Annotated in this window: 9 protein-coding genes; 3 read left to right on the forward strand and 6 right to left on the reverse strand. The window is 68.4% G+C overall.

What is annotated here, in order from left to right; all coding sequences use genetic code 11:
- Positions 1-242: 242 nt before the first annotated feature.
- Entirely contained in the window at positions 243-1,052 is an 810-nt protein-coding gene (locus KY572_RS12495; protein ID WP_224242804.1) for a sigma-70 family RNA polymerase sigma factor, read from the reverse strand.
- Positions 1,053-1,214: 162 nt separating this feature from the next.
- On the opposite strand from KY572_RS12495, the gene KY572_RS12500 reads away from it, so the two are divergent.
- Positions 1,215-2,564, forward strand: coding sequence for a FadR/GntR family transcriptional regulator (locus tag KY572_RS12500; RefSeq protein WP_224242805.1), 1,350 nt, complete (start codon positions 1,215-1,217; stop codon positions 2,562-2,564).
- A 42-nt stretch (positions 2,565-2,606) separates the two neighbouring features.
- Here the strand turns inward: KY572_RS12500 and KY572_RS12505 are convergent, their stop codons facing one another.
- Both KY572_RS12505 and KY572_RS12510 read right to left on the reverse strand, forming a co-directional pair.
- Positions 2,607-3,068 (reverse strand): DUF6691 family protein, encoded by a 462-nt coding sequence (locus KY572_RS12505; RefSeq protein WP_224242806.1) that lies wholly within the window; start codon positions 3,066-3,068, stop codon positions 2,607-2,609.
- A gap of 12 nt (positions 3,069-3,080) precedes the next feature.
- A complete protein-coding gene (locus KY572_RS12510; protein ID WP_224242807.1) occupies positions 3,081-3,506 on the reverse strand; it encodes a YeeE/YedE family protein in 426 nt (141 codons plus the stop codon).
- 231 nt (positions 3,507-3,737) lie between these two features.
- Between KY572_RS12510 and KY572_RS12515 the strand changes: the two genes are divergently transcribed.
- The gene (locus tag KY572_RS12515) at positions 3,738-4,064 is read left to right on the forward strand and encodes a rhodanese-like domain-containing protein (protein ID WP_224242808.1); all 327 of its coding nucleotides are present in this window, start codon (positions 3,738-3,740) and stop codon (positions 4,062-4,064) included.
- Positions 4,065-4,091: 27 nt separating this feature from the next.
- On the forward strand, positions 4,092-4,901 hold the full coding sequence (locus tag KY572_RS12520; RefSeq protein ID WP_224242809.1) for a sulfite exporter TauE/SafE family protein: 810 nt from the start codon (positions 4,092-4,094) through the stop codon (positions 4,899-4,901).
- Here the strand turns inward: KY572_RS12520 and KY572_RS12525 are convergent.
- The 3 genes from KY572_RS12525 to KY572_RS12535 form a co-directional block, all read right to left on the reverse strand.
- On the reverse strand, positions 4,898-6,313 hold the full coding sequence (locus tag KY572_RS12525; protein WP_224242810.1) for an MBL fold metallo-hydrolase RNA specificity domain-containing protein: 1,416 nt from the start codon (positions 6,311-6,313) through the stop codon (positions 4,898-4,900). The two genes, KY572_RS12520 and KY572_RS12525, sit on opposite strands and share 4 nt — an antisense overlap.
- 143 nt (positions 6,314-6,456) lie before the next feature.
- Positions 6,457-8,721 (reverse strand): di-heme oxidoreductase family protein, encoded by a 2,265-nt coding sequence (locus tag KY572_RS12530; protein ID WP_224242811.1) that lies wholly within the window; start codon positions 8,719-8,721, stop codon positions 6,457-6,459.
- Between the two features lie 80 nt (positions 8,722-8,801).
- On the reverse strand, positions 8,802-13,157 hold the full coding sequence (locus tag KY572_RS12535; protein ID WP_224242812.1) for a galactose-binding domain-containing protein: 4,356 nt from the start codon (positions 13,155-13,157) through the stop codon (positions 8,802-8,804).
- Positions 13,158-13,297: the final 140 nt, after the last annotated feature.

Consider the following 13,297-nt stretch of genomic DNA (forward strand, 5'->3'; position numbering starts at 1 on the left):
GAACTCTTGTGTGCATCGCAGCGTGCCCCTCCTCGGCGGGGAGCCCGGGTAGAGCACCCGGTGCACGTGCTCCTGCTGCAACCAAAGGGCCATTGCTTCATCGCCTGGGAAACAGACGTGCGCGCCGCCGTTTCCGGGGGCCGAGCGCGCACGATTTGCGCTCTCCCGCCCGAAAACCGCAGCCTTTGCCGCGCTGCGAAAGCCCTCCTCTACTCTGTCTAATGAGAGCTCTCTGCGCGCCTTCAGGACTGCAACGCCCGTGACAGCGCGTGGCGCACCGCCGCGCGGACCGGGGCGGGCACCTCATCGCCCGGGATGGCCCGGCACAGGGACACCGTGCGCTTGAGCGACTCGCACGCCTGAGCGCAGCGGGGGCAGCGCGACAGATGGTCCTCGAGGCGCACACAGGTGGCCTGATCCACCTCCTGCGCGGCGAACGCCGAGAGCTCCTGCGCCAGCTCCGGGCACCCCTGGGCCTGATCCTCGGATTTCTCTCCCAGGAGGGTGGAGAGATGCTCGCGCAGTTGGAGGCGCGCGCGGTGCAGTCGGCTCTTGAGCGCCGCGACCTCGATCCCAAGGACCTGGGCGGCCTCCTCCGCCGTGAGCCCCTCCACGTCCCGGAGGAGGAGCACCTCGCGCTGAGCCTCCGGCAGCGCGAGGATGGCCGCCTGCAGCACCTCGCCCACCTGCCGCGCGTGGGAGACCATGTCGGGAGGCTCTTGCTCGGCGGCGACGCGGGCGGCCGAGGCGGAATCAAGCGGCTGGAACTCCTCGGGTGCTCCGACGTGGCGGCGGCGCAGGCGGATGCAGTGCGTGCGGGCCACCTGATACAGCCAGGTGGACAGCGCCGCTTCGCCCCGGAACGTGTGGAGGCCCCGGAACGCCGCGAGCAGCGTCTCCTGGAGGACCTCCTTGGCATCCTCCTCGGAGCCGCACATGCGCAGGCCAAAGCGATAGACCTGCTTCTCGTGGCGAGCGAGGAGCTCCTCCACGGCCTTGTCGTCACCCGAGCGAGCGGCCTCCAGCAACTGCCCATCGGTTCGCTTCGACATCACCGCCTCCTCGCGTGCCTGCCACGTCCCCATCAGATCGATAGGGAAGTTAACCTCTTTCAGGGAAGTCCGGTCGGACGCAAGCCTGGGTGGGGCTGCGGCACGCGTTGTCAGAGACCTCTGCTTGGATGGAGGAGGCGTGCGACGAGGAGGGCGGCGAGGATGGAGCACAAAGGGCTGGTGTCGAGAGTGGCGGAGCAGCTGGAGCGAACGATTGCCCTGGGGCAGTGGCCCAAGGGCAGGCTCCCTTCCGAGCGGCAGATGGCCCAGCGCTATGGGGTGTCGCGCACCACCATCCGAGGAGCCCTCCAGGGGCTGGCCGCCAGAGGACTCATCGTCCAACACCCCGGGCGACAGAGTCGCACGGTGCCACTGGGCGAAGCTCTGTCGCTGGAGAGCCTGAAGCTGCTGCTGCCCGAAGGCCGTAAAGACATGGACCGCCGGCCGCTGCTGGAAGGGTACTTCGCTCTCAAGCGCGAGGTGACAGTGGAGTTGCTGGCCGCCTGCTGCGAGCACGCCAGCCAGCAAGACGTGGAGCTGCTGCTCAATGCCAGCTTCGCGTTGAGAGATGAGGCCCGCTGGCAGGAGAAGCGCATCCGGTGGGTGGAGCGAGAGTTCGACCTGCTGAGGCTGGCGGCCCAAGGCGCGGACCGTCCCGGCCACCTGCTGCTCCTGATGTCGTTGGAGAAGGCCTTCCGAGGCTTGGCGGACGCGCTGCTCCCCGCGCTGCAACCCGCGGCCCTCCAGCAGTGGGCCCAGTGCGTGTTCAACGCCCTGGCCGACCGTGACGCCCAGGCCCTGCGCCAACAGCTGCCGGCGCTGTTGAAGGCCGCTGACGAGCCGTTGCTCGACCGTCTGGCCCCGGTGCGCGACACACACACCGCGCCCAAGGCCCCACCGCCTGCCGGGGAGGTGCCCGTGTCGGGCGAAAACGCCAGCAACTGGTCTGCTTGTCATACCAGTTCGCAACAAGTCCGGCCGACAGGCAGGGGCCCGGCCCACGAGGAGGGGGGCACCAACGCGTGTCCCCCTTCGAACCGGAACTCTCCCCCTCCCCCGCCCGCTCCGCTCTCCGCTGGCGAGTTCCAGGCGGCCTCCTGCAGCCCTGCATCCATTCCAGCCCCACCCACCCCTCGCTCCTCCAGCAGGAATGTCCGAGACAGCCTCTGTTCCGCGCCCACCCTGCTTCTTGCATGGGCGCCTCCGTTCTCCTCGGAAGCCCCGGCAGCAGACGAAGCAGGCCCACCTCCCCCCTCCCTTGAAGCCTCAGCGGCCGGGGACAGGGAGCCTGTCCTCAGTGAGAGCCAGACCGCTCTGCCAATGGACGCGCGGGAGGCCGGCGCCTCGGAGCCCGACGGCGCGGGAGGAGTGGAACGCACAGGCGGGGGTCTCTGGGCCGAGGCGACGGACCCCTCCTGTCCACGACAACACCGGCATGCCCGCTGGCTCACACCCTCTTTGGAGTCTGCCTTCGCTGCCCACTCGCTGACCAACTTCCCTGAAAAGGGCTAGCGAACTCCGTCTCTCGGCGCCGCGCGGGCCTGGCCGACTGGGCTACGGATGAGGCGTCACCCCCAGGCTCGCAGACCGGGCGCTCGCGCCCGACCGAGCCTGCACCACCTGGGCCACGTACATGCCGGCGAACATGGCGGGCACGAAGACGAGCAGCTGCGAGGCGCCGGTGGCGAGCGACGTGAGCGCGGGCCCGGGGCAGTAGCCACCGAGCCCCCACCCCACCCCGAAGAGGGCCGAACCCACGAGGAGCTTCGAGTCCACCGCGGTGACGGAGAAGGTGGGGAACTTCGGGGCGTACAGGGGCCGCTCGCGCCTGTGGATGAGGGGCCGCAGCGCCGCATGCACGGCGATGGCGCCGACCATCACGAAGGCGAGGCGGAAGTCCCAGTCGCCAGCGATGTCGAGAAACCCGAGGACGTTGGCCGGGTCCGTCATGCCGCTGAGCCCCAGGCCCAGGGCGAAGAGGAGACCGCTGAGAAAAGCGCTGATCAAGGGACGCATGGGGAACTCCGTCTAGAAGACGTGGCGGGCCAGGAAGACGGTGAGGGCTCCCGTGGCCATGAACGTGAGAGTGGCGACGATGGAGCGGACGGATCCCCGGCTGATGCCGCAGATGCCATGCCCACTGGTGCAGCCGTTGCCCAACCGCGAGCCGAAGCCCACCAGCAGCCCGGCCGCCGCCAGCAGCGCGATCCCGCTCGAGCCCAGAGACGCCGGGGCACCGAAGGCTCCGGGGCGCAGCCACACCAGCAGCAGGCCGCCGGTGAGCAGTCCTCCGAAGAAGACCAGGCGCCAGGCGACGTCGCCGCGGATGGGCGCCAGCACCGAGCCCACGATGCCGCTGATGCCGGCCACCCGGCCGTTGGCCCACAGCAGGAGGGAAGCGCTCAGGCCGATGAGCGCCCCGCCCAGGAGAGGAAGGAGGATGGAATTCGTCATGCTTTCTGAGAGCCAGAATCCCCCAAAAAGGATTCACGGTCCTCTCCCGCGGGATGGCCACGGTGCCGGAGCCACCCCGCGACGGGCGGCCGGCTGCCTGCTCCCCCAACTGCGAAAGGAGAAGCCTGAACCCTTTTTCCCGCCCCTGGCTCTCACGAACAGGAGGCATCGAACATGATTTTCCGACAGCTCTTTGATTCCGAGTCTTCGACCTCTTGAGGAGACCTGACCATGACCGCTCATTGCTATCAGGACATCACTCCGTCGCAGCTGGACACGCTCGGCCCCGAGGTGCGGCGCATCGACGTGCGCGAACCGGACGAGTACACCGGTCCCCTGGGCCACCTGCCTGAAGCGGAGCTCGTCCCGCTGGGGACGCTGGAGGCCGCTTCCGCCTCCTGGCCACGGGAGCAGCCGCTGCTGCTGATCTGCCGCTCTGGCGGACGCTCCGCGAAGGCGGCGCGAGCGCTCGCCCAGCGTGGCTTCACCCACCTCTACAACCTGGCGGGCGGGATGCTCGCGGTGCGCGAGGCGCCCGCCGCTCGCCCCCAGGGCTGAGCGCGCACCCGCTCGAGGACGAACGCCATGCCACTGCTCGGACTCTCCCTCGCGGCACTCATTGGTCTGTCACTCGGCCTCCTCGGTGGTGGGGGCTCCATCCTCACCGTGCCCATCCTGGTGTACGTCCTGGGCTTCGGGGCCAAGGAGTCCATCGCCATGGGACTGGCGGTGGTGGGCGTCACCAGCCTCTTCGGTGCCATGGGGCACTGGCGCAAGGGGAACCTCCAGCTCCGAGCCGCCCTGACGTTCGGGGCCGTGGCGATGGCGGGCACGTACGCCGGGGCGCGCCTGTCCGTCTGGGTCTCCGGCGCCGCGCAGCTCCTGCTCTTCGCCGCGGTGATGCTGGTGGCTGCCTTCTTCATGTACCGCAACGGCCGCAAGGAGGCGGCCCTGGCGGCGTGCAAGGCATGCCCACCTCCTCCCGAGCCCCACCAGTCCCCCTTCCCGGTGATGGCGGCGGCCGCGCTGGGTGTGGGTGGCCTCACGGGACTGGTCGGAGTGGGAGGAGGCTTTCTCATCGTCCCAGCGTTGGTGCTCCTCGTGGGCCTGCCCATGAAGCAGGCGGTGGGCACCAGCCTGCTCGTCATCGCCCTCAACTCCTTCGTGGGCTTCGCCGGCTACCTCGGCCACGTCGTGGTGCCCTGGGGCTACCTCGCGCTCTTCACGGCCATCGCGGTGGTCGGGATTCTGGCGGGCACCTGGGTGTCCCGCTTCGTGTCGCAGGCGGCCCTCAAGAGGGCCTTCTCCGCCTTCCTCGTCTTGATGGGGCTCTTCATCCTCTTCAAGAACTGGAACGCGCTGGGGCTGCCTGGGTCGATCCTCTCCTGGGGCTAACGCGCCAGGCTGCTCCCCGCGCTCGAGACAAGCTCCACCGTGGCGCCATCCTCGGCCACGTCCGCCTTCCAGCCGAGCTGCTCACGGATCGCCACCGCCAGGGCCTGAGCCGGTCCTGGCTCCCCATGCACGACATAGGTCTGCCTCGGAGGCCGGGTGAAGCCCCGCATCCAGCGGAGCAGCGCCGACTGATCCGCGTGCGCCGACAGCCCATCCACCGTCTCGACATGTGCCCGAACGGGAATGTCCTCCCCATGAATGCGAAGGGACCGCGCACCTTCCTGCAGGGAGCGCCCTCGAGTTCCCTCGGCCTGGTACCCCACGAGGAGGACGGTGTTGCGATGATCGGGCAGCCGCCACTTCAAGTGGTGCAGCACCCTCCCGCCCGTCGCCATGCCGCTGCCCGCGATGATGACCATGGGCCCCCGCTTGTCATGGAGGCTCTTCGACTCCTGCGCGGTCCGGACCAGGTGGTACTCCCTGCAGCACAGGGGGCAGCGCTTCGCATCCGTGAGCAGCCGCATGTGCACATCATGGTCCTCCGGGTGCTCGCAGTAGATGCGCGTCACATCGATGCCCATCGGGGTATCGATGAAGACGGAGATGAGCGGCAGCCGGCCTTCGTCCTCGAGCTTCCGGATCGTCCAGATGAGCTCCTGCGTCCTCCCGATCGCGAACGACGGCACGATGACGGCGCCGCCCCGATGCGCCGTCTCCGTGATGACTCGAACGAGCGTCTCCTCGCTCCCGTTGGCGTGCACCCGGTCTCCGTAGGTGGACTCCACGAGCAACACGTCGGCCTCGGGAACGAACTCCGGATCTCGAATGATGGGCCGGTCCCAGCGTCCCAGGTCTCCCGAGAAGACGAGCCGGGAGGGCTGAGTGCCCCCCAGGTCCAGTTCCACCGTCGCTGAGCCGAGGATGTGTCCCGCGCGACGCAGGAGCACCGTGGAGCCCTCCCCCAGCTCGAAGCGCTCGCCATAGCCATGAGCGCGCACCAGGGACAGGGTCTGCTGCGCATCCTCCAACGTATAGAGCGGAAGCGCGGGCCTGTGCTTGGAGTAGCCGTACTTGTTCGCTCGCCTCGCGTCCTCCTCCTGCAGCCGGGCGGAGTCGAGCAGGAGCACCTTCAGCAAGTCCTGGGTCCCTCGCGTGCAGTGGATGGGGCCTCGGAAGCCATGCTTCACGAGCACCGGCAGATAGCCCGAGTGATCCAGGTGGCCGTGGCTGAGGATGACCCCGTCCAGCGCCTTCGGCTCGAAGGGCGGCGGCTCCCAGTTCCGCAAGCGGAGGCGCTTCAGGCCCTGGAACAGGCCACAGTCCAGCAGGAAGCGCCCTCGCTCGGCCTCCACGAGATACTTCGAGCCGGTCACCGTCCCAGCGCCGCCAAAGAAGGTCAGTCTCGGGCCCATCCCCTGTCCTCGAGCGCGTGAGCCGCGCTACCTGCCATGGGGCCCATTAGTGCACAGGCGCTCCCGCCGCACCATCGGGCGAGGAGCGCCTGGGTCCGCGGCGGGCTCGAGTCTCGAGCGAGCCCGCCGCGCGGGTGCTTACGTCAGAGGGTCTGCAGGAACTTGATGAGGGCCGCCCTGTCGGCGCTGGACAGGTTGGCGAAGGCATTCCTGGATGCCTGGGCCTCACCGCCGTGCCAGAGAATGGCCTCCGTCAGGTTCCGCGCCCGGCCATCATGCAGGTAGGCCTCGCCCCCGCTGACGCCAGCCGTCAGGCCGATGCCCCACAGCGGCGGGGTGCGCCACTCCGCCCCCGAGGCATTGCCCTCCGGCAGGTTGTCGGCCAGGCCCGAGCCCATGTCATGCAGCAGCAGATCCGTATACGGGTGGATCGTCTGGCTGCGCAGCTCCGCATGGGGGTGATACGCGCTGGTGGTCAGGGTCTGCTTGTGGCAGCTGGCGCAGCCGATGTTCTGGAAGAGCGTCTCTCCCCGGAGCGCCTGGGAGTTGGTCAGCTCCCGGCGCGCGGGAACTCCCAGCAGGGCGATGTACCGGACGATCTTGTCGAGGTCCGCATCGCTCAGCTCCGTGCTGGTCCCCGAGCACCCCTGCTGCGACGAGCCACAATCCAGGGACCTGTAGATGGAAGAAGTGACTCCCAGGTCCCCGTTGAAGGCGTCGGCCACCTGGTGGCGCAGGCGAGCCAGGCCCGCCTTCCAGCCGAAGCGACCCAGGCGCGTCTCGCCCGTCTGCGGATCCGTCACCGTCCGCATACGTCCGGAGATGCCGTCCCCGTTGCTGTCATTCGGATCGGCCAGGGAGGAGACGGCGCTCTCCGGCACGGCCTCCAGCAGGCCCATGCCGACCAGCTGCGGCGAGATGCGCGCCGAGTGGGCGGTGGGAATGACGTTCAGGAAGGAGTAGTTCGGCTTGCGCAGCTGGTAGGTGGTGCCATCGGCGAACTGGCCATTGGTCACCGTCCACGAGGAGATGCGGACGTCCGCCTCGGGAGTGCCGCTGGTGCTGCGCGGCTGCAGCTTGGAGCCCAGCTGGGGATCGGGGGTCGCGGTCGTGCCACTGACCCGGCCCACCTTGACCACCATGTTGGTCAGAGTGGTGTTGGTGGTGGCGGGAGGCAGGCCTCGGCCGTTGTTCACGTGGCAGGCGACACAGGAGCGCGCCACGTAGCCAGGCCCCAGCTTGTTCTGCTGCGTGGTGAAGACCGGGTTGCCCGGCTCGGAGTGGCTCCCATCCCCGAAGTCGGTGTGGTGGATGCGCCGCCCCTCGACGAACGGCTGCGTGTTCACCGGCGCCAGGTTCAACGCCATCTGCATGAAGCGCCACGTGGGCTCGTTCGAGTACGGCGCGTTCAGCGTGGTCCGGCCACCGCTCCAGCCGGCCTCCGGCATCGGGAAGGAGTCCAGGATCGTCCCCACGCCCTCGAACGGCACGATGCCGCCGCTGCCGACGATGTAGAGCCAGGCCCCCGAGTAGTAGTTGAAGCGCCCCTCCACCGGCTGCTTGAGGAAGACTCCGACCTCGATCTCCATGCGATCACCGACGCGGATCGCCCTGCCCTCCTTGGCGTTGTAGTTGACGCTGGCGGTGTAGAGGTTGTCATTCACCCGGGTGAACGTCCCGTTGTGGAAGTACTCCGCCACCGTGTTGAGGCCTCGGAAGAACGCCCGGAAGTTCGTGCCGTCATGCGGATAGACGGTGTGGAGGTTGACCGTGATCTGGCTGCCGCCCTTGGCCACCTCGTCGATGATGTCGACGTAGAAGGTCCGGTTCGCGAAGTACAGCGGCAGGAAGTGATCGTACGCCCGGAACTCGGCCTCCCGAGCGTGACGATCGCGCACGCGCTCACCCACGTGGGTGATCAGGGCCTGGGCCGTGTTCTCGACCAGCGCGGGCTCCAGCGGCGTCGAGCCGTTGAACAGCGGCACCACGGCGCCGGTGCCAGTGCCCGCATCGGGAGTCCCCGCATCGGGCGTGCCCGCATCACCGCTCCCCGCGTCTGGCGTCCCCGCGTCCGTCGAGCCGCCGCCACCATGGGTATACCGGGCGGAGGGAGTGTCACGGGCGCAGTTACAGGACACATCCCAGTAGGTGAAGTTGTAGTTGATGACATCACCGGCCACCAGGTTGCTCACCGTGTATTGGTTTCGACCGTTCGTCACGGTCATCCGCACGTTGAGCTGGCCTCCATTGTTGAGGGTGTAGTGGATGTCCGCCCAGGAAGTGGTGTCGACGTAGAAGATGGCGGAGGAACCTGAGCCCTGGGCGCCGTAGGTGGCGGCGAAGCCATCACCGGCCCAGAGGACTGCCGCCAACATGGCGGCGACGACTCCAGTTGATCGGGAATACATGGCAGTGCAATGCCCTTTCTCTCGAGGCTTCAACACATGCCTCGAGCTGACTTCGAGTGAGGAACTCCCCTTCACGACGGCTACTTCGTGAAGGAGAGAGGACCGCTGGACAGGGTGCTGTTGCCCGCGCCATCCACCGCGCGGACGCGCCACGTGTGCGTGCCGGAGCCGAGCCCGCTGAGCGTGGCCTGCTGCGTGCCCACGCCGTACACCTCGAACTCCCACAGCGAGTAGCCGAAGGTGGTGGCGCGCTGGACGCCGCGCATCCGCACGTAGCGGCCCACACCGCTCAGGCTGCCGATGTCGTCGATGCCGCCATTGCCGGCGTTCTCCGTGTAGAGCGCCTTCCAGGTGGTGCCATCCAGCGACGTCTCGAGCACGTACCTGGCGCCATAGGCGGCCTCCCAGTTGAGGACGATGCGCTTGATGGAGAAGACGGAGCCCAGGTCCACGGTGATGGACTCGGTGTCCGTGGACAGGCTGGACCAGCGCGTGGCGGGGTTGCCATCCACCGCGTCGCCGGCGCTGCCGAACTCGTTGGACGAGGCGCTGACGTTGCGGCCACGCGCCGAGTTGGTGGTGGGGCCCACGTAGGTGCTGGCCGAGATGGTGGGCGTGCGGTCCGTGCCATCCACGTTGAGGATGTACTCGGAGACACCGGCGCCAACGTCCGTCGTCTGCTCCCAGATGAACTGCGTGGGGTTGGCGGAGGCCGTGGAGCCCGCGGCCGGGATGAGCGCGGCGAAGGCCGCCGGGGGCGCGGTGTCATTGAGCGTGAAGGTGAACGTGGCCGAGGTGGTGACACCGTTCGCCCAGTTGAAGGCCTTCACGTACCAGGAGTGCGTGCCGTTGGTGAGCTTCACCCCACTGAGCGCGGAGGACGTCGTCTTGGTGGTCGCCACCGGGTAGGGAGCGCCATCCAGGAACACCTCGTAGCGCTGGATGCCCGTCTGCGCATCCGAGCTCGCCGTCCACGCGAAGGTGGGTCGCGTGGTGAGCGTGGCGCCGTTGGCGGGCGTCTGCAGGGTGAAGGCGGCCGGAGGCGTGGAGTCCGTCAGCCCGAAGCCCTGGATGCCGGCGCCGTACTGGAAGAGCGGGTTGCCATAGATGGGCTGGATGGGCTGGCCCGCGGCGATCCGCTGACGGATGGTGGTGCGCTCGGCCTCGGTCGCCCCCACGTCGAACGGCAGGTCCCACTTCTCCAGCTGGTTGTTCGGCACGTCGGTGCCAATCTGGCTCATGGAGCGCGGCAGCTGCCACGGCAGCTGACCGCGAGGCAGCACGTCGCCGAACAGCACGTCCGCCACCGCGTAGCCGCCCATGTCACCGGGGCGGTAGGCCACCAGCAGCGCGTTCGTCTGGTTCACCAGGTTGGTCAGGATGTAGGGGCGCGGCATGATGAGCACCGTCGTCGTGGGGATGCCCTGCGCCTTGAAGCCCGCGATGATGTTGTACTGATCGCTCCACTTCGGGTCGTGCGCGGGGCCAATCGGATCGCCCGGCAGGTAGGGCTTCTCCTTGTCCCACTCGGTGCCGTGCGTGTAGTAGCTCTCGCCCACCACCACGATGGCGGCGTTCGGCGTCACGCCCGCGGGAGCCGCGTCCTTGTAGACGGTGTAGCCGGCCGCCTCGGCGCGCGCCTTGACGGCCGCGTAGATGGTCGGGTCACCGAACTCGGTGCCGTGGAAGTCCGAGCGCCAGGTCACCATGCAGGACTGATCATCGGCGCGAGGGCCGGCGATGACGATCCGCGAGCCCGCGGGCAGGCGCAGCGGCAGCGCCCCTTCGTTCTTGAGCAGCGTCATCGACTCCTGCGAGGCGCGACGAGCCAGGAACTTGTTGTCGGCCGTGTGCCAGGCGGCGGTGCCCGAAGGCCCACTCTTGTAGGGGTCCTCGAACAGGCCCAGCCGGAACTTCAGATCGAGGATGCGGCGGACGGCCTGATCGATCTTGGCCGCACTGACCTCCGTCTCGAAGGCGCCCATCTGGCCGGGGTTGGCGCCACCCATCACGTCCGAGCCCGCGTTGGCCGAGCGAGACCAGGCCCCCGACGGCAGCCAGTCCGAGCAGATGACGCCGTTGTAGCCCATGTTGGTGCGCAGGTAGTTGATGATGCTGGGGTTGTCACCGGCGCCATAGCCCTCGGGGCCGAGCAGCGGAGTGCCCGCGTAGCCGGGCATGATGCCGCTGGTGCCGGCCTCGATGGCCGCGTGCCACGGACGCATGTGGTAGTGGATGGTGGTGCCGTCGTAGACGATGCCGCCCTCTCCGCCAGCGCCCTGCCCCGGCCAGTGCTTGGTGGTGACCCAGATGGAGCTCGGGTTGACCTCGGGGCCGCCCTGCAGGCCGGCGATCAGGGCGCGAGTGATGCCTGCGGCCAGATCGGCATCCTCACCGCTGCCCTCCTGGATGCGCGGATAGAGCACCTTGGTGCCCACCTCGGCCAGCGGCGACAGGGTGCCACGGCTGCCCACGGCGAGCTGCTCACGCCGCTGCATGTCTCCCATCTCCCAGGCGTTCTGCAGGTTGCGCGAGGCCGCCAGGCCGGGCTGCGTCGGCCAGCTCGTCTTGAAGCCGTGGATGGAGTCTCCCGCGTCGATCATCGGAATGCCCAGCCGCGTCTTGGCGCAGGCCGACTGGTAGCTGGCGATCTCCTGGGGAGACAGGGGGCCCATGGTGAAGCCCGCCTCGGGGTAGACCTTGGCCTCGTAGAACATCTGCATGGCCTTCTCGTGCAGCGTCATCCGGCTCATCAGATCGTTCACGCGGGTGGTGACGGGGTTGTGCCAGTCCTCGTACGGCTCGATGGTCCCGTTCTTGTTGAGGTCGCGAATGCCGTTGATGAGCGCCACGCCATCCGCCGCCGTCTCCACCGTGGGCAGGTAGAGGCTGAAGGTGCGCATGTCCGAGCGGCTGGTGCTCCCGCTGGAGAGCTGGGCGACGACGTACCACTTATAGGTCCAGCGATCGGGCAGGTCCTCCGTCAGGGTGAAGGAGGTGCCGGTGGTGGAGGCCACCTGGGTGAAGCGATCGAGCAGGCTGCCCGGGGCCATCCAGTCGTAGTCGTTGCGCGTGACGTTGACGAAGAGCCTGTAGCTGGTGGCACCCGTGACGGCGGCCCAGCTGAAGGTGGGGCGGCGGGTGTTGGTGATCATCGCGTTGTTGGCCGGAGCGGTCACCGCGAACGCGCCCGCCGTGGGGGGCGGAGCCGGCGCCACATACGGGTCCGGGATGATGGGGCCACCCTGCGGCGGGTTGGTGGAGCCCGTGGAGTAGATCTCCACCTGCCACTCCGCATCCTGCACGGCGAGGGCCGTCACGGACTGCGCGCGCTGGGTACCAGAGGACGTGGTGACGACCAGACGGATGTCGGTGTTGGGCTCGGTGGGAGAGAACTGGTTCTTCGACATCGTCACCGTGGTGTTGGGCGGGAACGTGAGCAGGTAGGTGAAGGGCCCGGGCGGGTTGCGCACGGACGGCGTCGCGGCGCCCTCCTCCGGCGTGGGCGTGATGGAGATCGGCGTCGGAGAGACGTTGATCTTCGCGTACGCCAGCTCGGGGAACATCAGCTTGATGGTCTGGTTGGTCGTCTGCGTCGGAGGCGTCGTGGTGCCGCCGGTCCTGTAGACCTCGAACGACCAGAGCGAGTAGCCGTAGCCCGTGCCACGCTCGGTGCCGCGCATGCGCACATAGCGCGCGGTCCCCGAGACGGGGATCTCCTTGCGGCCCACCGCGCCATCGGTGACGGTAGCCAGGGTCGTCCAGTTGGCGTCATCGTTGGAGCCATCGATGGTGTACGTCTTGCCGTAGGCCCCCTCCCACACGAGCACCACCTGGCCGATCTGCTGGGACGAGCCCAGGTCCACCCGGATCCACTGGGGATCGGCGGCGGCAGAGGACCAGCGGGTGCCGGCGTTCCCGTCGAACGCATAGGTGGCCGCCAGATTGGGATCGTTGTTCTCGATGGTCGAGGCCGTCGCGGGCCGGCCCCGGGCGAGATCCGTCGCGGTGTCCGTGCCGCCGTAGATCTCGAGCTCCCAGAGCGAGTACCCGTAGCCGATGGCGCGCTGCACGCCGAGCATGCGGACATAGCGGCCGCTGCCGGACACGGTCAGGTCATCGACTCCGCCGTCCCCGTTGGTCACCGTGGCCACATCCGTCCAGCTCGTGGCGTTGGCGGACACCTGGATCTTGTAGCTCTTGCCGTAGGCCGTCTCCCAGCTGAGCCTCACGCGGTTGAAGCTCGTCGTGGCCCCGAGGTCGACGTAGATCCACTCGTTGTCGGTGAAGCCGCTGCTCCACCGGGTCCCGGCATCGCCGTCCACGGCGGAGGAGCCGACGAAGACACCATCGGTCGAGGACACCGTGACGGGCTTGCCACGGGCGAGGTTGGTCTGAGCCTCCGCGGCCAGCGGCGAGACCGCCACCAGGGCCATGAGGCACGCACACGTCCAGCGGAGCCAGGCGCTTCTCGCGCCCTGGAGGAGAGAATGAATGGGCATATGGGGAATGGAGAGGAGAGGAGTTGAAGACAGTCGGCGTCCGCGCATCGCCGACAACCACGACAACGGGGGGC

It is taken from the genome of Hyalangium gracile (assembly GCF_020103725.1).
Classification (GTDB): Bacteria; Myxococcota; Myxococcia; order Myxococcales; family Myxococcaceae; genus Hyalangium; species Hyalangium gracile.